Source organism: Arenimonas sp., from assembly GCF_041919775.1.
Taxonomy (GTDB): domain Bacteria; phylum Pseudomonadota; class Gammaproteobacteria; order Xanthomonadales; family Xanthomonadaceae; genus Arenimonas.
Window position 1 is genome coordinate 85908 of the sequence record NZ_JAYRTE010000003.1, and the last position, 22957, is coordinate 108864.

18 protein-coding genes are annotated in these 22957 nt (G+C 70.6%); 11 read left to right on the forward strand and 7 right to left on the reverse strand.

What is annotated here, in order from left to right:
- Nucleotides 1–3 precede the first annotated feature (3 nt).
- Nucleotides 4–1821: a monovalent cation:proton antiporter-2 (CPA2) family protein gene (locus ACE3TE_RS03065; RefSeq protein ID WP_374602067.1), complete on the reverse strand. Its 1818-nt coding sequence runs from the start codon at nt 1819–1821 to the stop codon at nt 4–6.
- 86 nt (nt 1822–1907) lie between these two features.
- On the opposite strand from ACE3TE_RS03065, the gene ACE3TE_RS03070 reads away from it, so the two are divergent.
- A complete protein-coding gene (locus ACE3TE_RS03070; protein WP_374602069.1) occupies nt 1908–2714 on the forward strand; it encodes a hypothetical protein in 807 nt (268 codons plus the stop codon).
- 94 nt (nt 2715–2808) lie between these two features.
- Here ACE3TE_RS03070 and rho read toward each other — a convergent pair whose 3' ends face one another.
- A complete protein-coding gene (gene rho, locus ACE3TE_RS03075; protein WP_374602265.1) occupies nt 2809–4554 on the reverse strand; it encodes a transcription termination factor Rho in 1746 nt (581 codons plus the stop codon).
- A 155-nt stretch (nt 4555–4709) separates the two neighbouring features.
- Nucleotides 4710–5036 (reverse strand): thioredoxin TrxA, encoded by a 327-nt coding sequence (gene trxA, locus ACE3TE_RS03080; RefSeq protein WP_188663255.1) that lies wholly within the window; start codon nt 5034–5036, stop codon nt 4710–4712.
- A gap of 172 nt (nt 5037–5208) precedes the next feature.
- On the opposite strand from trxA, the gene rhlB reads away from it, so the two are divergent.
- From rhlB to rpoH, 6 genes are all read left to right on the forward strand, one after another.
- Nucleotides 5209–6984: an ATP-dependent RNA helicase RhlB gene (rhlB, locus tag ACE3TE_RS03085; RefSeq protein WP_374602070.1), complete on the forward strand. Its 1776-nt coding sequence runs from the start codon at nt 5209–5211 to the stop codon at nt 6982–6984.
- Nucleotides 6985–7114: 130 nt separating this feature from the next.
- Nucleotides 7115–7801, forward strand: coding sequence for a cell division ATP-binding protein FtsE (gene ftsE / locus ACE3TE_RS03090; protein ID WP_374602072.1), 687 nt, complete (start codon nt 7115–7117; stop codon nt 7799–7801).
- Nucleotides 7798–8781, forward strand: coding sequence for a permease-like cell division protein FtsX (gene ftsX / locus ACE3TE_RS03095; RefSeq protein WP_374602074.1), 984 nt, complete (start codon nt 7798–7800; stop codon nt 8779–8781). The genes ftsE and ftsX overlap by 4 nt, the downstream gene beginning before the upstream one ends.
- Before the next feature lies 1 nt (nt 8782).
- A complete protein-coding gene (locus tag ACE3TE_RS03100) occupies nt 8783–9625 on the forward strand; it encodes a response regulator (RefSeq protein WP_374602076.1) in 843 nt (280 codons plus the stop codon).
- Between the two features lies 1 nt (nt 9626).
- Nucleotides 9627–10358 (forward strand): uracil-DNA glycosylase, encoded by a 732-nt coding sequence (gene ung / locus ACE3TE_RS03105; RefSeq protein ID WP_374602077.1) that lies wholly within the window; start codon nt 9627–9629, stop codon nt 10356–10358.
- Nucleotides 10359–10482: 124 nt separating this feature from the next.
- A complete protein-coding gene (rpoH, locus tag ACE3TE_RS03110) occupies nt 10483–11358 on the forward strand; it encodes an RNA polymerase sigma factor RpoH (protein ID WP_374602079.1) in 876 nt (291 codons plus the stop codon).
- 61 nt (nt 11359–11419) lie between these two features.
- On the opposite strand, the gene ACE3TE_RS03115 is transcribed toward rpoH, so the two are convergent.
- Nucleotides 11420–12040, reverse strand: a complete 621-nt coding sequence (locus tag ACE3TE_RS03115) for a response regulator (RefSeq protein WP_374602080.1) — start codon at nt 12038–12040, stop codon at nt 11420–11422.
- Nucleotides 12041–12154: 114 nt separating this feature from the next.
- Here ACE3TE_RS03115 and ACE3TE_RS03120 point away from each other — a divergent pair, with 114 nt between their 5' ends.
- Nucleotides 12155–13777: a histidine kinase gene (locus ACE3TE_RS03120; RefSeq protein WP_374602081.1), complete on the forward strand. Its 1623-nt coding sequence runs from the start codon at nt 12155–12157 to the stop codon at nt 13775–13777.
- A 17-nt stretch (nt 13778–13794) separates the two neighbouring features.
- Here ACE3TE_RS03120 and ACE3TE_RS03125 read toward each other — a convergent pair whose 3' ends face one another.
- Complete coding sequence (locus ACE3TE_RS03125) at nt 13795–15984, reverse strand: primosomal protein N' (protein ID WP_374602083.1); 2190 nt, start codon at nt 15982–15984, stop codon at nt 13795–13797.
- A gap of 451 nt (nt 15985–16435) precedes the next feature.
- Here ACE3TE_RS03125 and ACE3TE_RS03130 point away from each other — a divergent pair, with 451 nt between their 5' ends.
- A complete protein-coding gene (locus ACE3TE_RS03130; RefSeq protein WP_374602085.1) occupies nt 16436–17920 on the forward strand; it encodes a DUF3106 domain-containing protein in 1485 nt (494 codons plus the stop codon).
- Nucleotides 17921–17927: 7 nt separating this feature from the next.
- On the opposite strand, the gene ACE3TE_RS03135 is transcribed toward ACE3TE_RS03130, so the two are convergent.
- Entirely contained in the window at nt 17928–19250 is a 1323-nt protein-coding gene (locus ACE3TE_RS03135; RefSeq protein WP_374602087.1) for a DUF3667 domain-containing protein, read from the reverse strand.
- Between the two features lie 67 nt (nt 19251–19317).
- On the opposite strand from ACE3TE_RS03135, the gene ACE3TE_RS03140 reads away from it, so the two are divergent.
- Complete coding sequence (locus ACE3TE_RS03140; protein WP_374602089.1) at nt 19318–20676, forward strand: MATE family efflux transporter; 1359 nt, start codon at nt 19318–19320, stop codon at nt 20674–20676.
- A gap of 61 nt (nt 20677–20737) precedes the next feature.
- Nucleotides 20738–22603 carry a signal peptide peptidase SppA gene (gene sppA / locus ACE3TE_RS03145; protein WP_374602091.1) on the forward strand — a complete coding sequence of 622 codons (1866 nt, stop codon included), beginning with the start codon at nt 20738–20740 and terminating at the stop codon, nt 22601–22603.
- A gap of 61 nt (nt 22604–22664) precedes the next feature.
- On the opposite strand, the gene ACE3TE_RS03150 is transcribed toward sppA, so the two are convergent.
- The gene (locus ACE3TE_RS03150) at nt 22665–22901 is read right to left on the reverse strand and encodes a hypothetical protein (RefSeq protein ID WP_374602093.1); all 237 of its coding nucleotides are present in this window, start codon (nt 22899–22901) and stop codon (nt 22665–22667) included.
- Nucleotides 22902–22957: the final 56 nt, after the last annotated feature.

The window sequence follows — 22957 nt, forward strand, 5'->3', positions numbered from 1 at the left end:
CGGCTAGCGCCCGGCGTCGCCGTCGTCTTCGGCCGCCTCGTCGGGGCTCAGGTCGGCTTCGAACAGCGTTTCCAGGTCCGCCAGGGCTTCCTGCGAGGACGCGACCAGCGCGGCTTCGTCGTCGTAGACCAGGTGCTGGCGGCGCAGCAGCTGTTCGTCGTGCTGGCGGAAACGTTCGGTGTTGCGCGCGGCTTCCTCCTCCGGCACGCCCAGCGCCTGCATCACCTTGCGGCCCATCATCAGGCTGGAGTGGAAGGTTTCGCGGGTAACGTCGGCATCCAGGTCCATCAGCCGGAAGGCGTGCTGGCGGTTTCGCGCGCGGGCGAACACCTTCAGGTGCGGATACATGCGCTTGACCAGGCGGGCGGTGCGCACGTTCGCGTCCGGGTCGTCGGTGGTCAGCACGAACACTTCGGCGCGGTCGGCGTGCGCCGCGCGCAGCAGGTCGGCGCGGGCCGGGTCGCCGTAGTAGATCTTGGTACCGAAGCGTCGCGAGACGTCCACCTGGTCGGCGCTGTTCTCCAGCGCGGTGAAGGGGATCTTCTGCGCGCGCATCATGCGCCCGACGATCTGCCCGACGCGGCCGAAGCCGGCGATGATCACGCGGGGATATTCGTGGTCGATGTCGTCGGGTTCGCGCTTCTTTTGCTGCGACGGGTGCTCGCGCAGCCAGTGCGACACGGCCAGCAGGATCAGCGGCGTCGCCCCCATCGAAAGGCCGATCACCACGAACAGCTGGTCGCGCAGCTGCGCATCCATCAGCCCGGCTTTCAGTGCCTCGGCAAACACCACGAAGCCGAACTCACCGCCCATCGCCAGCACCGCGCCAAGCTGCACCGCCTGGCGCCAGTCCAGGCCGCCGGTGAAGCGCCCGACCGTCATCAGCACCAGCAACTTGATCGCCAGAAGCCCGAGGACGCCGGCGGCGATCAGCGACGGTTCCTCCGCGATGACATTGAGGTCGATGCTCATGCCGATCGCGATGAAGAACAGGCCGAGGAACAGACCCTTGAAGGGTTCGATGTGCGACTCGAGTTCGTGCCGGAACTCCGATTCGGCCAGCAGCACGCCGGCGAGGAAGGCGCCCAGGCCCATCGACAGCCCGGCCTGGTCCATGACCCAGGCGTTGCCCACCACCACCAGCAGTGCGCTGGCGGTGAACACCTCCACGGAGCGGGCCTTGGCCACTGCGCGCAGCAGGTGGCGCAGCAGGAAACGGCCGCCGACCACCACCGCCAGGATCGCGCCGACCGCGATCACCACGCTGTCGAGCGGCGGCGCCGAACGTTCCAGCGCCTTGGCCGCGCCCAGCAGCGGGATCGCCGCCAGCAGCGGGATGGCGACAAGGTCCTGGAACAGCAGGATCGCGAATGCCACCCGGCCGTGTTCGGTGGTCAGCTCCTTGCGTTCGGCCAGCAGCTGCAGGCCGACCGCGGTGGACGAGAGCGCCAGGCCCATGCCGATCACCAGCGGCGCCTTCCAGCCGTCCACGCCCAGCGCCGCGATCGCGGCGATGGCCGCGGCCGAAACGAACACCTGCAGGCCGCCGGTGCCGAACACCTTGCGCCGCATCACCCACAGCCGCGCCGGGCTCAGCTCCAGGCCGATCACGAACAGCAGCATCACCACGCCCAGCTCGGACGCGGCCAGCACGTCGTCGGGGTCGGGCACCAGCGACAGCCCGTCCGGCCCGATCACCACGCCGGCCGCCAGGTAACCGAGGATCGCGCCCAGGCCCAGGCGACGGAACAGCGGCACCGCGATTACCGCGGCGATCAGGAAGACCAGCAACAGGGCGAGGAAACCGCTGGAATCGTGCATGCGGTGATTATGCGCCGGCCTGCGTGGCATTGAACCCTTCGTTCCCCGATGGTTTACTCCGGTCTGCGGACTACCGGGGAACACACATGAAACTTTGGATGGTGGGCCTGTTGCTGGCCCTTGCGGGCGGCGTGCAGGCGACGGACACGGCCCGGTTCACGGCCGAAGTGCAGGGGCGCCTGACCATCGGAACCGAAGGCCAGGTGCTGGACGTGCAGCTCGACGACGCCGACTGGATGGGCGAGCCGGTGGTGGAGGGCTACAAGCAGAAGATCCGCGGCTGGCGCTTCGAGCCGGTGCTCGAGAACGGCGAGCCCGTCAACGCCAGCAGCCCGATGCGCCTGCGCCTGGCGGCCGTGCGCAACGATGTCGAGAAGACCGCGTATTTCGCCATTGAGCAGGCCTGGTTCCCCGACCCGGAACAGTCGCGCGCGCTGCCCGAGGGCATGAACCGCCACCCGGTTTATCCCGCGGATGCCGTCCGCAACGGCGTCGGCGCCGTGGTGGTCCTGGTCGCGCGGGTGGACGGGGAGGGTGAGCCGCAGGACGTCGCGGTGGAGTACCTGCACCTGACCGGCCGCGATCCGGGCAACCAGGGCCGGCGCCTCGCCGCCCAGTTCGCCAATGCGTCGAAGGCCGCGGCCCGCCGCTGGCGCCTCGAGGGTGCGGACGCCGACGGGCTGGTGCGAATTCCGGTCAAGTACACGCCGCCGGCCTTCTCGCCGCCGCGCGCGGGCTGGGAGCGGGTCTACCCCGTGGCGCAGGAAACCCCGGCCTGGCTGGGCAAGGCGCTCGAGGGCGAGGCGCAGGTGGTGGAGCTGGCGTCGAACGGGACCCGCGCTTCGTCAAAGCTGCGCCTGCTGACGCCGCTGGATCCGCGGCGGGACGGCTGAGCCGGGGCGGGAGCGGCCACGAAAAAGCCGGCCATGGGGCCGGCTTTTTCTTTGGGCTGATCGGGACTGAAGTCCCTCCCACAGAAGCCTGGGCTCAGCGCTTCATCGAGCTGAAGAACTCGTCGTTCGACTTGGTGTTCTTCATCTTGTCCAGGAGGAATTCCATGGCGGCCAGTTCGTCCATCGGGTGCAGCAGCTTCCGGAGGATCCAGATCTTCTGCAGCATGTCCGGCTCGATCAGCAGCTCTTCGCGGCGGGTGCCCGAGCGGTTGATGTTGATGGCCGGGTAGACGCGCTTCTCGGCGATGCGGCGGTCCAGGTGCACTTCGGAGTTGCCGGTGCCCTTGAACTCTTCGTAGATCACCTCGTCCATCTTCGAGCCGGTTTCAACCAGCGCGGTGGCGATGATCGTCAGCGAACCGCCTTCCTCGACGTTGCGGGCCGCACCGAAGAAACGCTTCGGGCGGTGCAGTGCGTTGGCGTCGACGCCGCCGGTGAGCACCTTGCCGGAGCTGGGCACCACGGTGTTGTAGGCGCGGGCCAGGCGGGTGATCGAGTCGAGCATGATCACGACGTCCTTCTTGTGCTCGACCAGGCGCTTGGCACGTTCGATCACCATCTCGGCGACCTGCACGTGGCGCGCGGCCGGCTCGTCGAAGGTCGAGGAGATGACCTCGCCGCGCACGCTGCGCTGCATCTCGGTAACTTCCTCGGGGCGCTCGTCGATCAGCAGCACGATCAGGTGCACTTCCGGGTGGTTGTACAGGATCGACTGGGCGACGTTCTGCATCAGCATGGTCTTGCCGGCCTTGGGCGGCGAGACGATAAGCGCGCGCTGGCCCTTGCCGATCGGCGACATCAGGTCCATGACGCGGCCGGTGATGTCCTCGGACGAGCCGTTGCCGCGCTCGAGCTTGAAGCGCTCGCGCGGGAACAGCGGCGTCAGGTTCTCGAACAGCACCTTGCCCTTGGACGCCTCCGGCGGTTCGCCGTTGATGGTGTCCACGATGTTGAGCGCGACGTAGCGCTCGCCGTCCTTAGGGCTGCGGATGCGGCCGGCGATGTGGTCGCCGGTGCGCAGGTTGAAGCGGCGGATCTGGCTGGGCGAGATGTAGACGTCGTCCGGGCCGGCCAGGTAGCTCGCGTCGTCGCTGCGAAGGAAGCCATAACCGTCGGGCAGGATTTCCAGCACGCCGTCGCCGGCCACGCCCTGCGGGTGGCGGGTCAGTACCTTGAGCAGGGCGAAGTTGACGTCCTGCTTGCGCATGCGCGCGACGCCTTCGTGCAGGCCCAGCTTGTCGGCGATCTCGAGCAGCTTGTGCGCGGGCATGCGCTTGAGGTCGTTGAGGCTGTAGACCGGGAAGTCCGGCGGCAGCTGGGGCAGCGGGCGCTCGTTCTGGCCGCCGTTGCCGCCATTGCCGGCGTTGGCATTGCCTTCGTCGTCGCCGCCGCCTTCGCGGTCGCGGCCCTTGAAGCGGTCGCGCTTGTCGCGGAAACGGTCGCGGCGGTTGCGCCGGCCTTCGCGGCTGCGGTCGCCGCCGCCTTGCTGGCCGCCTTCGCCGCCGGACTGGCCGTGCTGGCCGCCGTCGTCATTGCCGCCCTGGCCACTGCCCCCGCCACCCTGGCCGCCACCACCACCGGCGTCGCCGGAAGCAGCAGGTTCAGCCTTGGCGCGCTCGGGGGCCGGCGCCGAGACCGGCGCGGGTGCCGCTGCCGGTGCGGGGGCGGGCGCCGGTGCCGGGGAACCGGCGGCCGGGGCGTCGTTGGTGGGGGCAGCGGCGCGCGATTTACGCGGACGCTTCTCGGCGCTGGCGCCGGAGTCGGTTTCGTTTTCGGACACAGGATTCACTTCGCGAACGCGAGTGGGGGAAGAAAGGGGGTCTGGCTAGACATCGGCGCCAGGGGCGCCCGAATGACCTTCAAACTACCACCGCCGGGGGCGGCGCGACAAGCGCCCGGCCCCCGCGGGGCCCCGGCAAGCCGGGGCGGGGCGCCTCAAAGCGCCTTGTCGACGAACTGCGCGAGCTGGGCCTTGCCCACCGCGCCGACCTGGGTGGCGTGCACCTTGCCGTCCTTGAACAGCATCAGGGTCGGGATGCCGCGCACCGCGTACTGGCGCGGGACCTGCGGGTTGTGGTCGATGTTGAGCTTCACCACCTTGACCTTGCCGGCATAGGTGTCGGCGAGCTCGTCCACCATCGGGCCGATCATCTTGCAGGGGCCGCACCACTCGGCCCAGAAATCCACCAGCACCGGGGTATCGGACTGGAGCACCTGGGCCTCGAAGTCGGCGTCACCCACATGAAGCACCTGGTCGCTCATGCGTCAAACTCCTGATTTACTTGAAGGTAGCGGCCCGGTCGGGCCTGCCGTTGGGTTAAACTGGGGCGCTTCGAACGTTAATTCAACCGCCATCGGCGGCCCCGGGTCCGGGCCAGTTTGCGACCCCCCGGGCAGGCCGCGCAAGCGCAGAGACGCGCAACCAGAGACCTACATGTCCGACAAACCACTGACTGATATCGCTTTTTCCAGTTTCGAGCTGCATCCTGACCTCCAGGCCGGCCTCGAATCCGCGGGCTTCACCCGCTGCACCCCCATCCAGGCCCTGACCCTGCCGATCGCGCTTCGCGGCGGCGACGTCGCTGGCCAGGCCCAGACGGGCACCGGCAAGACCCTGGCCTTCCTGGTCGCGCTGATCAACCGGCTGCTCACGCGCCCCGCGCTGGCCGACCGCAAGCCCGAGGACCCGCGCGCCCTTATCCTCGCCCCGACCCGCGAGCTGGCCATCCAGATCCACAAGGACGCCGTGAAGTTCGGCTCCGACCTGGGCCTGCGCTTCGCCCTGGTCTACGGCGGCGTCGACTACGACAAGCAGCGCGAACTCCTGCAGCAGGGCGTGGACGTCATCATCGCCACCCCCGGCCGCCTGATCGACTACGTCAAGCAGCACAAGGTCGTGTCCCTGCACGCCTGCGAGGTCTGCGTGCTCGACGAAGCCGACCGCATGTTCGACCTGGGCTTCATCAAGGACATCCGCTTCCTGCTGCGGCGCATGCCGATCCGCACCGAGCGCCAGACCCTGCTGTTCAGCGCCACGCTCAGCCACCGCGTGCTGGAGCTGGCCTACGAACACATGAACGAGCCCGAGAAGCTGGTCGTCGAAACCGAGACGATCACCGCCGCCCGGGTGCGCCAGCGCGTCTACCTGCCGGCCGACGAGGAAAAGATCCCGCTGCTGATCGGCCTGCTGACCCGCAGCGAAGGCCAGCGCACGATGGTCTTCGTCAACACCAAGGTCTGGGTGGAACGCGTGGCCAAGGCGCTCGAGCGCGCCGGCTTCCGCGTCGGCGTGCTGTCGGGCGACGTGCCGCAGAAGAAACGCGAGACCCTGCTGGCCCGCTTCCAGAAGGGCCAGCTGGACCTGCTGGTGGCCACCGACGTCGCCGCCCGCGGCCTGCACATCGACGGTGTCTCGCACGTCTACAACTACGACCTGCCCTTCGACGCCGAGGACTACGTGCACCGCATCGGCCGCACCGCCCGCCTGGGCGCCGAAGGCGACGCGATCAGCTTCGCCTGCGAGCGCTACGCGATGTCGCTGCCGGACATCGAGGCCTATATCGAGCAGAAGCTGCCGGTCGAGCAGGTCACGCCGGAACTGCTGGTGCCGATGCCGCGCACCCCGCGTCCGGTCGAAGGCGACGAGGCCGGCGAAACCGAAAGCGTCAGCGCCATCTATCGCGAAGTCCGCGAGGCCAAGGCCGCCGAGGACGAGCGTCGGGGTGGCGGTCGTTCGGGTAGCCGTTCGGGTGGCCGCGAAGGCGGTCGTTCCGGCGGCGGCAGCCGTGGTGCCGGAGCCGGTGCCGGTCCGCGCCGCGAGCGTCGTCCGCGTCCGGCCCCGGCGGAAGGCGCCGAAGGCGCGCCGGCCACCGAGCAGGCCGCGTCGTCCGCGCCGGCCGAAACCGCCGTCGAGCGTCCGGCCAAGCGCCCGGCGCCGTCGTCGCCGATGCAGGAAGATCCGAATGCGCCGGCCCGCAAGCGCCGTCGTCGTCGTCGCGGCCGTCCGGTCGGCGAAGCCGGCGCCGAGGCCGGCACCGCCGCGCCGCGTAGCGATACCCCGCGCAAGGAGCCGGCCCGCAAGAAGCCCGAGGCCAAGCCGGCCGCCAAGCCCGCGGCCAAGCCCGCCGGCGACGCCAAGCCGTCCCTGCTGGGCCGCATCAAGGCCGGCCTGAGCAGCCTGGTCAAGCGCAACCCGCCCGCCAAGCACTGACCAAACGCACCAATCCCCTGTAGGAGCGCCTTCAGGCGCGAATCTTTTGACTTTGCCTTCGGCAGAGCACGGCTTCGCGCCTGAAGGCGCTCCTACAGCCAGACAGGTTGTCTCTGCTAGATTCCTGCCGATGGCCCTGCTCCGCTTCGACAACGTCACCAAGACCTACGCCGGCAGCGCGCCGGCGCTGAGCGACGTCAGCTTCGCGGTGGAGGAGGGCGAGATGCTCTTCGTCACCGGCCACTCGGGCGCCGGCAAGTCCACGCTGCTGCGCCTGGTGCACCTGTCCGAGCGCCCCAGCCGGGGCACCGTGCTGGTGAACGAACGCAACCTGGCCAAGGTGCGCGGCCGCAAGGTGCCGCTGCACCGGCGCCAGGTCGGCGTGGTGTTCCAGGACCACCGGCTGCTGACCGACCGCAGCGTCTTCGACAACGTCGCCCTGCCGCTGCTCATCGCCGGCACGCCGCGCTCGGAAGTCGGCAAGCGCGTGCGCACGGTGCTCGACAAGGTCGGCCTGGGCGAGCGCGAGCGCGCGCTGCCGCTGCAGCTGTCCACCGGTGAACAGCAGCGCGTCGGCATCGCCCGCGCGCTGGTCGCCCAGCCGCAGCTGCTGGTCGCCGACGAACCTACCGGCAACCTCGACCCGCAGCTGGCGGCCGAAATCATGCAGCTCTTTGCCGCGCTGCCGGCTTCGGGCACCACCGTGATCATCGCCAGCCACGACCTGGCCCTGGTCAAGCGCATGCGCCAGCGCGTGCTGGTGCTCGACCACGGGAAGCTGGTCGACGACATTTCGCCCGAGGACCTGGCGGCATGACCGCGAAGGCCGAGAACCGCGCGCGCCCCGCCGCCGCCGAGCGGGTGAAGCCCGGCGGCCTGGGCGCCCGCCTGCGCGCCTGGCGCGAACAGCACCTGTATTCGCTTTTCTCCAGCCTCGGCCGCCTGCTGCAGCGACCGGTGGCCACCAGCCTCACCGTCGGCGTGATGGCCGTGGCAATCGCGCTGCCGCTGGGCCTGGCCCTGGCGCTGGGCAACCTCGAGCGCTTCTCCGGCACGGTCAGCGAATCGCGCGACATCGGCGTCTTCCTCGCCGCGGACGTCGACGGCGAACGGGTCGCGGTCCTGTCGGAAGAACTGGGCGCCCGCCCCGACGTGGCCGCGGTGGCGGTGCGCACGCCCGAGGACGGCCTGGCCGAGTTCCGCGAAATGAGCGACCTCGCCGGCGCCCTGGAGGTGCTGGAAGGCAACCCGCTGCCCTACGTGCTGGTGGTCTCGCCGGCCGGCGACGACGACGGCACGGCCCTGGCCGAGGCCCTGCGGGCCCTGCCCGAGGCCGAAGTGGTTCAACACGATGCCGTCTGGCGACAGCGGCTGACCGCCTGGCTGGCCTTCGGCGAACGCGTGGTGCAGGTGGTGGCGGTGCTGCTGGGCCTGGGCGTGCTGCTGGTGGTGGGCAACACGGTGCGCCTGGACATCGGCGCCCGCAGCGAGGAAATCGCCGTCCTGCAGCACCTGGGCGCCACCGACGGCTTCGTCCGGCGTCCGTTTTTGTACCTGGGAGCCTGGTATGGCCTGGCCGCGGGCGCGCTGGCCCTGGTGCTGCTGGCGGTTGCCGGCGCGCTGCTGCAGGGCCGCCTGACCGCCCTGGTGGCCAGCTACGGCAGCCAGTTCGCCCTTTCCGGCCCGGGCTGGCGGGGCACCGCCCTGCTGCTCCTGGGCGCCGCGGCGATGGGGTGGCTGGGCGCGTGGCTCGCAACCGGGCATCATCTACGTCGGACCCGTCCGACGGACGTGTGACATGAACAGCCCGAGTTTCCGAAGCTTCGACACCACCAGCCCGCGCATCATGGTCGTGGACGGCTCCAAGGTCGTGCGCAAGATGATTGAGGGCGTGCTGCGCCAGCAGCTGCCCGACATGGAGTTCGTCGGCTGCGAAACCGGCGAGGAGGCCAAGGCCGCCCTGCAGGCCGGCGCGGTGAACCTGGTCACCATGGCCCTGCGCCTGCCGGACATGGACGGCCTGGAACTGGCGCGCTACCTGCGTGAGCACACGCCCCAGGCCTACATCCCGATCATCGTGGTCTCCGGCGACGTGCAGGAGCGCCTGGAAAGCCGGTCGATCAGCGACGACGTCACCGACTACTTCGACAAGTCGCTGGGCTTCAACGCCCTGGCGGCCTTCATCAAGGGCTATGTCGCGCCCGAATCCGAGGCCGGCGGCGAAGTGCTCTACGTCGAGGACAGCCGCGTCGTCGCGATGGCGACCCGGCGCATGCTGGAAAAACACGGCCTCACCGTCACCCACGCCACCGGCGTCGAGGACGCCATTGCCCACCTCGAGACGGCCAGGGCCCAGGGCAAGGTACCGGGCCCGGACGTGGTGCTGACCGACGTCTACCTGAAGGGCGAGCTGACCGGCAAGGACCTGCTCAAGTCCATCCGCGAGCACTACGGCTATGCCAAGGGCCTGCTGCCGGTGCTGGTGATGACCGGCGACGCCAACCCGGCCAACCAGAGCGACCTGCTGCGCGCCGGCGCCAACGACCTGGTGCAAAAGCCCATCGAAGAGCGCCTGCTGGTGACCAAACTGCTCTTCCAGCTGCGCGTCGGCCGGCTGCTGCGGGCCAAGCTCGGCAAGTAGGGTGGCCGAAGACCGCGTCCGCCTCGAGCCGGGCTGGAAGGCCCGGGTCGGCGACTACCTGCAGCGTCCGGACATGCAGGAACTCTCGGCGTTCCTGCGTCGGGAAAAAGCGGCCGGCAAGCACATCTTTCCGCCCGGCCCGCGCATTTTCTCGGCGCTCGACGCCACGCCCTTCGACCAGGTGAAGGTCGTCATCCTGGGCCAGGACCCTTACCACGGCGCCGGCCAGGCCCACGGCCTGTGTTTTTCGGTGCTGCCGGGCGTGCCGGTGCCGCCCTCGCTGGCCAACATCTACAAGGAAATCCAGGCCGACCTGGGTCATGCGCCGCCCGGCCACGGCTGCCTGCTGCCCTGGGCCCGCCAGGGCGTGCTGCTGCTCAACGCGGTGCTGACGGTGGAGGAGGGCCGGGCCGGTTCGCACCAGGGCAAGGGCTGGGAAGGCTTCACCGACGCCATCGTCCAGGCCCTGGACCGGGAGAAGGAAGGCCTGGTCTTCATGCTCTGGGGTGCCTACGCCCAGGCCAAGGGCAAGCTGCTGCAGGGGCGCCACTGCGTGCTGCGGGCGCCGCATCCCTCGCCGCTGTCGGCGCACCGGGGTTTCCTGGGCTGCGGCCACTTCTCCAAGGCCAACCGCTGGCTGCAGGGGGGAGGCAAGGCGCCGGTGGACTGGTCGCTGCCGCCGCGCGAGGCGGTCGAGGCCCTGCTGGCGCAGGACGCTCCCGGAGGCCCTTGAACCCGGTCCGGACGCCCCCAGATCAGCAAAACGGCCAGGGGAGAGGTCGTTCCATTCATGGAACGGACAGGGAACTTTGCGCCTCTTTAGCACTCCAAACGCCCGAGTGCTAAACTCCGGACCCATGAGCGAGGATCGAATGACCACGACGGCCCTGATCGCCAACAACCTGCCGGTTCCCAGTGCGCTGGGTTCCCTGGATGCCTACATCTCCGCGGTCAACCGCGTGCCGGTGCTGAGCGTCGAGGAAGAACAGGCGCTGGCCCGCCGCTTCCACGAAGAAGAAGACCTCGACGCCGCCAAGGCCCTGGTGATGTCGCACCTGCGTTTCGTCGTGCACGTGGCCCGCGGTTACCAGGGCTACGGCCTGGGCATGGGCGACCTGATCCAGGAAGGCAACATCGGCCTGATGAAGGCCGTGAAGCGCTTCGACCCGGACCAGGGCGTGCGCCTTGTGTCCTTCGCCGTGCACTGGGTGCGCGCCGAGATGCACGAGTTCATCCTGCGCAACTGGCGCATCGTCAAGGTCGCCACGACCAAGGCGCAGCGCAAGCTGTTCTTCAACCTGCGCAAGTCCAAGAAGCGCCTGGGCTGGATGAACGACGCCGAGGTCACCGCGGTCGCCAAGGACCTCAATGTCTCCAAGCGCGAAGTGCTGGAGATGGAGTCGCGCCTGTCCGGCCGCGACATCGGCTTCGACGCGCCCGACAACGGCGACGAGGACGGCCCGCCGTCGCCGGTGGCCTACCTGCGCGACGGCGGCGAAGACCCGGCGATGGCCTACGAGCGCGAATCGCACGAAGACGACCAGCTCGAACTGCTGCGCGAAGGCCTTGCCGGCCTCGACCAGCGTTCGCGCGACATCCTCAAGCGTCGTTTCCTCGGCGAGCCCAAGGCGACGCTGCAGGAACTGGCCGACGAATACGGCGTCTCCGCCGAACGCATCCGCCAGGTCGAGGCCAACGCGCTCAAGAAGATGCGGGCGCTGTTCGCGGCCTGACCGCGCCCACGCAAGCAAGCACACCGACGGCCCCGCGAGGGGCCGTTTCTTTTTGGCTGGTTCAGTCCGTATCGACCAGCAGCCCGCGTTCGCGGGCGATGCGCGCGAGTTCGCCGGGGTGGCGGGCGCCGAGTTTTTCCATCAGGTTGGCGCGGTGGCGGTAGAGCGTCTTGTCGCTGATGCCCAGGGCGGCCGCCACCACCTTGGGCGGCAGGCCGGAAAGCAGACCGCGGAGGGTTTCGCGTTCCCGCTGGGTCAGTGCGGACGCGTCGCCGTCCGCCTTTGGCGGCGCCAGGTCGGTGCTGAGCACGCGTTCGCCGTCCATCACGCGGCGCAGGCCCTCGATCAGCTCCTCGGCCGCGACGGCCTTGCTGAAATAGCCGGCGGCGCCACGTTCCAGCGCGCGCACCACCAGGCCCGGGTCGTCGTGCATGCTCAGCACGACGCAGCGGGTTTCGGGATGGGATTCGTGCAGCTGAAGCAAAAGCACCAGCCCGCTGGCCTCGCTGCCAAGGCTCAGGTCGACAAGCGCCAGGTCCGGGGCGAGGTCACGCACGGCGGCCAGCGCTTCGGACGGCGTGCCGGCTTCGGCCACCACCTCGAAGCCGTCTGCTTCCTCGAGCAGGCGGCGGAAACCCTCGCGCACCATGGCGTGGTCATCGATCAGCAGGATGCGTGGCATGGACACAGTCTGGCAAAGCCGTCGCAGTCAACGGCGAGAAAATTTCCCAGCGACAGCGCCGGCGCGTCGTTAAGCTAGCGGCCGATGCCTGGGCGGAACGCGAAACGGAACCACATGGAAGCCTTGCAGGCCTGGGCCTCCACGCGCCCCCGCTACGTCATCGCCGGCGCACTGGGTGCCCTGGTGCTGGGCGTCCTGCTGTCCGGGATCGCCGCACTCGAGTTCTACCACTGGGAGCTCGGCACCGGCCTGCTGTTCGTCACACTTTGGTCCTTCCCGCGCCGCTGGTGGCCCTGGGCCCTGGTGGCAGCCATGCTTTCGCACCCGCATCCGGGCCTGGTCGCCCCGGTCCTGGAACCGCTGCTGGTGATGGCCGGCGTGATCGTGCTGCACGCGTGGAGCGTGCGGCCCGGCGCCGAAGTGAGCCTGCGCCGGATCGGCCGCATCCACGTGGTGGCGCTGCTGACGGCCGTCGCGATGGCGCTGGCGGAAGTGCTGATGGCGGTGGTGGGCCCGGAAGCCTGGCAGCCGGACCTGCGCGAAATGGCCGGTGCGGCCCCCTTCGGCGACGGCGGCCGCGCTTCGCTGCTCGGCAACCTGCTGCTGCGGCACCTGCTGTGCGACTTCATCGGCATCCTGCTGGTGCTGCCGCTGGCCTACTGGGCCGCGGCCGCGCCCGTCCGGCACGTCACGCCGTCGGTGGCGGTGCTGCTGCGCGCGGTGTTCGTCATGGGACCGGTGGCGGGTTTGTACCTGTGGCTGGGCCTGGCGTTTCCCGGTTCCGAATTCGCCGAACTGTTCCGGCTGCTGCTGGTGGCCGCGGTGGTTGTTTTCACGCTCTGGCAGGGGTGGCGCGGCGCCGTGGCGGCGATGTTGATGATCAGCGCCGCGGTCGCGCTGGAGGAAGCCCTGGGCAATCCGCGCATGAGCCCGATCGTGACCCAGGCCTATGTCGGCGTGGTCGGCGCGCTGACCCTGCTGTTCGGCGCCTCGGTGGACGACTTCAGGCGCCAGGCCGCCGACCTCGTCCGCGCGCGCCGGCAGGAACACCGGCTGCTCGACGAACTGCAGGACGCCGCGCTGCGCAACCTGCAGCTGGAGGAAAGCGAGCGCCAGCGCCTGGCAAGGGAACTGCACGATGAGTTCGGCCAGAACCTGGCCGCGCTGCAGACCCATCTCAAGCTGGCCGCGCCGCACCTGGCCAGCGCCGGCCGTCCGGGCATGGCCGACCTGCTGCTGGAGATCACCCGCGCAATGCAGCGCAACATCAGCCGCGTGCTGTCCGATCTGCGACCGGCCGGCCTCGAGCAGCTCGGCCTGTTCGGCGCCGTCGATCGCGGCAGCGTGCGCCGGCTGGCCCAGGACGCCGGCCTGGAAATGGACGTACGGCTCGAAGGGGATGCCCGGCTGCTGGCCCAGCTCGACGGCACCCACGCCACCGCCATCTACCGCATGGCCCAGGAGGCGGTGACCAACATCGTGCGCCATGCCGATGCCCGCCGCTGCCAGCTGACGCTGCGGATAAGCCGGCGGCGCAATGCGCTCTGGGTGTTCCTGGACATCCGCGACGACGGGCTTGGGCGCCTGGACCGGCTGCTGCCCGGCAACGGCATCACCGGCATGCGCGACCGCGTGCTGGCCCTGAACGGGGCGCTGTACCTGCACCAGCTGTCGCCCGGGCTGCGCCTGCACCTGATGGTGCGCCAGGAGGACGGCGCCCCCGGCACCGGCCGCTGAGTTTCCGGCCGACCGATTCAGTAAAGGTCGGTGGGATCCACGTCCAGCGACCAGCGCACGCGCCGCGCGGACGGCAGTGCCCGGATCGCCGGCAGCCAGTCGCGCAGGGCGGCATGAAGGGCGCCGCGCTGGCTGGCGTCCACCAGCAGCTGGCCGCGCGCCATGCCGGCACGGCGCGCCATTGGCGCCGGCATCGGACCATTGGCGTGCACGCCCTCGCGGGCTTCGAAGGCGGCGTGGGCTTCGTGCAGGAAGGCCTGCACCAGGGCTTCGGTGCCGGCTTCGGCACGCAGCAGGGCGAGGTGCGCGTAGGGCGGGAAGGCAGCGGCTTCGCGTTCGGCGAGCTGCAGCGCGGCGACGGCCGGGTAGCCGCCGTTGAGCAGCGTGCCCAGCAGAGGATGGTCGGGGTGGTGGGTCTGCAGGACGACTTCGCCGGGCAGCTGGGCGCGGCCGGCGCGCCCGGCCACCTGGATCAGCAGCTGGGCGAGCTTTTCCCCGGCGCGAAAGTCGGCACTGAACAGGCCTTCGTCGACGCCCACCACGGCCACCAGCGTCAGCCGCGGCAGGTCGTGGCCCTTGGCCAGGATCTGGGTGCCGACCAGGATGCCGGGGCCGTCGCCCAGCCGGGCCAGGTGTTTTTCCAGGGCATCGCGGCGCCGGGTGGTTTCGCGGTCGACGCGGACCAGGCAGGCATCGGGGAAGCGCGCCGCCAGGGCCTGCTCCAGGCGCTCGGTGCCGGCGCCCTGCGGCTGCAGGGCGAGGCTGGCGCAGTCCGGGCAGGCATTGGGCGGCGTCGCGCGGGCGCCGCAGTGGTGGCAGATGAGCCGGCGGCCTCCGGCGTGCACGGTCATCGCGGCGTCGCAGCGGGCGCAGTGGGCGCTCCAGCCGCAGTCGTGGCAGATCAGCACCGGCGCGTAGCCGCGCCGGTTCTTGAACACCAGGGCCTGCTCGCCGCGCGCCAGGCAGGCGCCCACGGCATCGAGCAGGTCTTCAGACAGTCCGTCGCGCAGCGGCCGCTTGCGCACGTCCAGCACGCGCACGGACGGGGGCCGGGCACCGCCGGCCCGCTCGGCCAGGCGCAGGTGCCGGTAGCGACCGGACAGGGCGTTGTGCAGCGACTCCAGCGACGGCGTGGCGCTGCCCAGCAGCACCGGAACGCCCAGCTTGCTGCCGCGCACCAGGGCGAGGTCGCGGGCGTGGTAGCGCACGCCGTCCTGCTGCTTGTAGGACCCGTCGTGTTCTTCGTCCACGACCAGCAGCCCGGCGTCGGGCAGGGGGCAGAACACGGCCGAGCGGGTGCCCACCAGCACCCGGCCGCGGCCGCTGGCCATGTCGGCCCAGGCGCGCGCGCGTTCGCCGTCGCCCAGGCCGGAATGGAAGGCCAGCACCGGCACGCCGAGCCGGGCGCGGAAGCGGGCCAGGGTCTGCGGCGTCAGGCCGATCTCCGGTACCAGCACCAGGGCCTGGCGGCCGGCCACCAGGCAGTCGGCGATCGCCTGCAGGTAGACCTCGGTCTTGCCGCTGCCGGTGACGCCTTCGAGCAACACCGCGCGAAAACCCTCGCCGCCGCGCAGCGCCTGCATCGCCGCGGCCTGGCCGGGCATCGGCTCGGGAGCGGCGACCGGCCGCGGTGCGACCGGCCCTTCGCACACCACGCGTTCGGCCAGCCCGCGCCGGGCCAGGGTGCGCGCCGCGCTTCGCCAGCCGGGCAGGCGCACATCCAGGTCGTCTTCGTCGCAGGGGCCGTCGATGAGCTGCCGCAGCAGCTGGCGCGGGCGGCCTTCGCGCCCGGCCTCCGTGGCCTGGGCCCGGCCCTCCGCCGTGGCGACCCAGCCGTGGCGGCGGGTGTCGGGCAGCGGCTGGCCGGTGCGCAGCAGCGTCGGCAGGGCCGTGGCGACCACCTCGCCCAGCGGCGCGTGGTAGTAAGCGGCGACCCAGCGCAGGCTTTCGAGCAGCTCGCCGTGCAGCAGCGCGCCCTTGTCGAGCCGCTCATGGATGGACTTGAGCGCGGCCGGGTCGCCGTCGGCCGGGCCGGTGGCAACCACCACGCCCACCATCTCGCCGCCACCCCGCCCGAACGGCACGCGGACCCGGCAACCCACCCAGTCCGGGCCCGCCCCGGTTCCGGCCGGCGGCAGGTAGTCGAACTCCCGCGGCAGCGGCACCGGCAGGGCTACGCGCAGGACGTCGGGGGCGGCAGGAGGCATCCGCGAAGTCTAGCCTGAGGCCGGCCCGTGACCGGAGGCCGGGGGCCAGAACCCGACTTGCAGCGCAAAGCTGCCAAGGGCATCACAAAGCACGGGTAAGCCACTGTTCATAAAAACGAAACGCCTTTATCCACACGGCTTGTGGATAAGTCTGTGGAAGGGACAACGGGCAGGACTGCGCACCCCCGTGCCCACGGCCCCCACGCCGGGTTGGCGATTTTTTAACCACGCTGACATATTCGATATAAATCAACGGCTTGCCAATGCCATGAATCATTAACCAGGCGTCGCCGCGGCGTGAAGGCGTGGATTCACGGACCCCGGCTGCCTCTGTGCACAACGTTCCACGCCGGAAGCCGCGCCGGGCTTGGCTGAGCGCGAATTTCCCGCATGTCAACCACTGTTTCGGGACGACCGCTGGCTAGAATGGGGGGTGATTTCCGACCCTCAGATGCCTGCTTCCCCGACCCCTTCCCCGGCCCTGGCGGCCTTCCTTCGCGGCATTGAGCGCCGGGCCTTCGTGTTCGCCCAGGTCCAGTCCGGCCGCGACGAACAGGCCCTGGCCTCGGTGGGCCGGGCCATGCGTGCCTTCCGGTCGGTGTCGGCGGTGACGCCGCTGGCGGGCTGGCCCGCGAGCTTCTGGTCCCTGCTGCTGGCCCAGGCCGAGCTGTCGGGCGGCGAGGCCCCCGAACCCGAGCTTTCCCACCTGGGCGCCGGCCCCCGGGCGGCCCTGCTGCTGCGCCTGGTGGGTGGGCTGGACTTCGTGCATGCGGCCCAGGTGCTGGGCGTCGCCGAGCCAACCTATCGTTTCGCCCTGCAGCGCGCCCTGCAGCAGCTGCGCGAGGCGGGTGTCAGCTATGCCGCCCTGGGCCAGCTGCGCGAGCGCCTGCACCGGCAGGTCAAGACGCTGCCCGCGCAGCACGTCGAGGCCCTGGCCGTGCTTCGCGGCCGCGTGCTGCGCGACGAGGACGAGCCCGCCCCGGCCGCGCCACCGCCGCCTTCGCCCTGGCCCCGACGGCTTGCCTGGGCGCTGCTGGCGCTGCTGGTGCTGGCGTTCGCGGCCACCTGGTGGGAACCGGCGCCGCCCTTGCTTCCGGGCGCCGTGCAGGACCTGCCCGCCGAAGCGGCGGCAGACCCCGCCGGGGAGGTCCCGGAAGACGCCAGCCAGGTGATCCATCCGGACTACGCCGCGCTGGCCCGGCCCGAAGACGCCGGCCTGGCCGGCGACCTGGCCTTCCTGAGCTGGCTTGCGGCCCGCGACGGGTCGCCGCCGCAGGCCACCGCCACGGCCGCCGCCGACGCGGTGCCGCCCCCCGGCCCGGCCGACCGCGACCAGCCCGCGTTCGAGGCCCTGCCCACCGACCAGCGCCGCCTGCTGGCGTCGCTGGCGTCGACCTGGCCCCGGCTTGACCCGGCCACGCGCCGCCAGCTGATCGGCCAGGCCGGCCACTGGCTGGCCCTGGACGGCCCGGCCCGCGAGGCGCTGCGCCAGCGCCTGGCCGAGTGGGACGGACTCCCGGCGGCCGATCGCGCCGCCCGTCGCGGCCACCTGGCGGCCTGGGCCTCGCTGTCCCCGGATGAGCAGGCCTGGGTGCGCGAATCGGCCAGCCGCTTCGTCGCCAGCGACGCCGCCGCGCAGGTCGCCGCCCGCGAAGCCTTCGAAGCCCTGCCGGCACAGGCGCGTGAGCCCTGGTGGCTGGGGCCGGCGCTCGGGGAATGGTTCTCGCCGGTGCAGCCGCTGTTCGCCTATGTCCCTGAAGACCAGCGGCCGCCGCTGCTGTCGATGCTGCGGGCGCTGTCGCCGCAGGCACGCGAGGACCTGGCTTTGCTGGCCCGCCGCCTGCCCGCTGCCGAGCGCGAGCGCCTGCGGCGGGCCCTGCTCGAGGCACCGGAGCACGAGCGCGAGGCACTGGTGCACGCGCGCCTGGCGCAGTAGCCGCCGGTTACATGTTCACCAGGCTGGCGAGCAGGGCGAAGGTGGCGCCGAAGCTGATCAGCACCAGGTAGATGGTGCCGAGCACCCAGTACTTGAAGAGCGTCATGATCCAGCCCTGGCCGTAGACGCGCTTCTGCATCAGCAGCAGGTACACCGGCATCCAGCACAGCAGCGCGATTTCCAGCCATCCCAGGGGCCGCGACAGCCAGGCCCAGGCCTGGGTCCACTCCGACAGCGCGTCCAGGACCACCACCACCAGCAGGCCGCCGCACAGGAAGCTGTGGCTGTGCAGGGCGACGATCAGGTGTTCCATGTAAAGCCGCTTCTTGAACACATAGATGAGCTTCAGGAACAGGGCGAACAGCGGCAGCAGCAGGAACAGCGTCGTCGGCACCATCGACAGGAAGGCGTTCTTGAGCAGGTTCGGGTCCTTCTTGATGCGTTCGGCGTTTTCCTGGGCGCGACCCAGCTGGGCGTTGATCCAGCGGTGGCCGGACTCTCCCAGCCAGCCAATGGCGACCGGGTTCTCCGTCGGGTGCCAGGGCGTGCCGTTGAAGGACATCGCGTTGTCCATGTCGACCGCCGGGGCGACGGGCACGGGTTCGCCGGCGGCGAGGGCGGCCTCGATTTCCCGGATGCGGCTGCGGGCCTCGCCCTTCACGGCTTCCTCGGCGACGTCCATGCTGATGCCCAGGCCGAAATCCACGCCGGGCACGCCGGTTTTCTCGGCGCGGGCCTCCGCGATGTCAGCCAGCGCCAGGTCGCGCAGGCGCTCGACCTCGGCCACGGTGGTCGCCTGGCGCATGCTGGCGAGCTGCCGCTCGTCACCGGGCGTCGCCGCGTCTGCACCGTCTGCCGTTTCCGTGCCCGTACTGGCGGCCACGCCCGCATCGGCGTCCGGAGCCTCCGGATCGGCAGTCGCCCCGCCGGTGTCTTCGCCAGCCGGGGCTTCGGTGCTTGCCGCCGGCGTGTCCTGCCCTTCGTCGAACGCCGCGTCGAAGCGCAGCTGCGCCGCGAAGAACGCGAACAGGCTCAGGAACACGAACAGCCGCACCGGGCTGACGTAGCGCACCCGGCGGCCGGCGAAATATTCCAGGCTCAGGTAGCCGGGCTTGAACAGCAGCGGCCCGAGCGTGCGCAGGATGCGCGAATCAAGTTCGAACACCGAGTCCATGAAGTCGCCGATGATCGAGCTGAAATGCCGCACCAGGCCCTTGGTTGGCTGGCCGCAGGCGTAGCAGTGTTCGCCCAGCAGCGCTTCCCCGCAGTTGGCGCACCGGCGTCCGGGTTCGGCGGCGGTCGGCGGGGGCGGGCTGGTTTCGACGCTCATCACGGACTCCGGCAGGGCTGCGGCTAATATAGCGGGCCGCCGTCCCGGCCGGACCGACCGTGAACCCATGAGTGCCTCCGAAAGCCGCTTCGCCCGCCTGCTGCGGGAGATGCGGGTCAGCTTCGTGCTTGCCTTGCCGCTGGTGCTGAGCCAGGTCTCGTCGATGGCGATGAACATCGTCGACACGGTGCTGGCCGGTCGCCACGGGCCGGTGACGCTGGCGGCCGTCGGCGTGGGCAGCGCGGTGTGGTCGGTGGTGATCCTGGTCAGCATCGGCGTGCTGATGGCGGTGCCGCCGACCGTGTCGCAGCTCAACGGCGCCGGTCGCCGCGCCGACATCGGGCCGGTGTTCCGGCAGGCGCTGTGGCTGGCGCTGGCGCTGGGCCTGGTGCTGATCTTCGTCGTGCGCGCCGGCGCGGTGGCGCTCGAGCCGCTGGGCATCACCGCCGAAGCGCGTCCGGAAGCCGTCGCCTTCCTGCGCGCGATCAGCTGGGGCGCGCCGGGCCTGGCGCTGTTCTTTTGCCTGCGCAACCTCAGCGAAGGCGTGGCCTGGACGCTGCCGTCGATGGTGTTCGGCCTGGTCGGGCTGGCGCTGCTGGTGCCGTTGGGCTGGGGCCTGATGTTCGGCGCCGGCCTGGGCGCCGCTGGCCTGGGCTACGCGGTGGCGATCGTGCTGTGGTGCCAGGCGGCGTCGATGGCGGTCTACCTGTGGCGGGCGCCCCGGTTCGCCGACCTGGGCCTGTTCGCGCGCTTCGATCCGCCGCGCTGGCCCCCGATCCACGCGCTGCTGAAGCTGGGGCTGCCGATGGGCGTCTCGGTTTTCATGGAGGGCAGCCTGTTCGTGGCCACCGCGCTGCTGGTGGGCACCCTGGGCACCACCCAGATGGCGGCGCACCAGATCGCGATCCTGATGGCCAGCCTGTGTTTCATGGTGCCGCTGGGCGTGGCCATGGCCACGACCGTGCGCGTCGGCCATGCCGTCGGCGCCGGCGACCTGCCCGGCGTGCGCTGGTCGGCGGCCGCCGGCTACAGCCTGGCGATGATCGCCCAGACCCTGTCGGCGATCGTGCTGGTGGTCGGCGCGGCCTGGCTGGCGGCGCTGTTCACGAGCGACCCGGCGGTGATCGCGCTGGCCAGCCTGCTGATGGCCTATGCCGCGGTGTTCCAGTACCCGGACGGGCTGCAGGCGCTGTCGGCCGGCTCCCTGCGCGGCCTGAAGGACACCCGGGTGCCGATGTTCATCACGGTGCTGGCGTACTGGGGTTTCGGGCTGCCGCTGGGCGCGTGGCTGGGCATTTCCCGGGGGCTGGGCGCGCCCGGCCTCTGGACCGGCCTGATCCTGGGCCTGAGCGTCGCCGCGACCCTGCTGGGCTGGCGCTTCTGGCGCATGGCGCGGCGCCCGCTGCCGGCCGTGACCATGACCTGAGGCTTATGCGCCTTCACGACGGGCTGGTTATGCTGGCGCCTGGATTCACTGGAGCCACCTAATGTCTGAGTCGAAGCCGGGTCCGATCCGGCGCTTTTTCGTCGGGATCTGGAACACCCTGAACTTCACCCGCCGGCTGGTGTTCAACCTGCTGTTCGTGGTGTTGCTGGTGTTCTTCATCGTGGTGCTGTTCTCCGGCCCGGGCATCAAGCCGGTGGCCAAGCAGAGCGCCCTGGTGATGGATCTCTCCGGCGCGCTGGTCGAACAGTACGGCGCCCATCCGGTCGACCGCGTGCTCAACCAGGCCATGGGCCAGGGCCGCGTCGAGGTGCAGCTGCGCGACGTGCTGCGCGCCATCGAACTGGCGAAGGACGACAAGCGCATCGACCGCATCGTGCTGCTGACCGACGGTTTCAGCGCCAGCGGTTTCGCCGCGATGCGCGACGTCGCCGCGGCGCTGCGCGAGTTCCGCGCGTCCGGCAAGCAGGTCGTGGCCTATGGCACCGGCATGGACCAGATGGGTTATTACCTGGCCGCGCACGCCGACGAGGTCTACATGGACCCGCAGGGCGGGATCCTGCTCGAGGGCCTGGGCCGCTACCGCATGTATTACCGCGAAGGCCTGCAGGACAAGCTGGGCGTGGACGTGCACCTGTTCAAGGTCGGCGAATACAAGTCGGCGGCCGAGCCCTACGTGCTCGACGCCGCCTCGCCGGAGTCCAAGGAAGCCGACCTGTACTGGATGAACGACCTCTGGGACCGCTACGTCGCCGACATCGCCGCGGCGCGTGGCCTGGAGCCGTCCGCCATCGACACGATGATCGCCGAGCTGCCGCAGCGCGTGCAGGCCGTCGGCGGCGACCTGGGCAAGCTGGCCGTGGACGAGAAGCTCGTCGACGGCCTGCGCACCCGCGAGGAAATGCGGGAAATGCTGGTCGCGCGCGGCGCCCTCGACGAGGAGGAAGACACCTTCCAGCAGGTCGACATGCGCAGCTACCTGCGCCAGCAGTCCCTGCAGCACCTGTCACTCGACGGTCGCCCGCAGGTCGCCGTGGTGGTTGCCCAGGGGCCGATCACCGACGGCGAACAGGCGCCGGGCACGGTCGGCGGCGAGTCCACGTCGGAGCTGCTGCGCCAGGCCCGTGAGGACGAACACGTCAAGGCCGTGCTGCTGCGCGTCGATTCCCCGGGCGGCGGCGTGTTCCCCTCCGAGCAGATCCGCCGCGAGGTCGAACTCATCCAGGCCCAAGGCAAGCCGGTGGTGGTGTCGATGGGCAACGTCGCGGCCTCGGGCGGTTACTGGATTTCCATGAACGCCGACAAGATCTACGCCGACGAGTCCACGATCACTGGTTCGATCGGCATCTTCGGCCTCTGGATGACCGCGCCGCGCGTGCTCGACAAGCTCGGCGTGAACACCGACGGCGTCGGCACCACCGCGCTGGCGGGGGCGTTCGATCCGGCGCGCCCGATGGACCCGAACGTCGGCGTCATCATCCAGTCGGTCATCGAGAAGGGATACGCCGACTTCATCGGCAAGGTCGCCGAGGCGCGCGAAAGCACGCCGGCGCAGATCGACATGCATGCGCGCGGCCGCGTCTGGTCCGGCGCCCAGGCCAAGGAACGCGGCCTGGTCGACGAGCTGGGCGGCCTCGAGGCCGCACTGGCCGAAGCCGCCAAGCTGGCCAAGCTCGAGGAAGGCAAGTACGGCGTGCGCTACGTCGAGAAGCCGCTGACGCCGTTCGAAAAGTTCCTGGTCGACGTCGGTGGCCAGGCGCGATTCCAGGGTGCGGTGCGCCTGCTGGCGCCGGCCGCGCTGGGCCTGGACCGCGCCACCGCGGCGCGCATCGGCAACGAACTGGGCTGGCTGGAAGGCCAGTCGCGCACGCCCTACCGGGCCGTCGCGCATTGCCTGTGCGACTTCTGACCCGGATCCCGGGCCAGGCCTGAACTGAAAAACGCCCGGGCTCGTCCCGGGCGTTTTCCATTCAGTCGCCGCTTTCCTCCAGGACCTCGTCGCGGCTGGCCGCGCTGTCCTGCAGGGTCACTTCCACCGCGCGGGCCTTGTCCTGCGGCGCCTGGATCGCGTCGCGCAGTTCGGTGTGCTCGTCGGTGGCCGCCGCGACGGTCTGCGGTTCGGGGGGGTCGGGCGTGGGCGTCGGCGCCGGGTCGGAGCAGGCGCACAGCGCCAGGCAGGCGACCAGCGTGAACAGGGATCGGCGCATGTTTTCCTCCTCGGGGTCGCTGGCCGCTATCCTAAGCCCCGGCGACGAGGAGATGG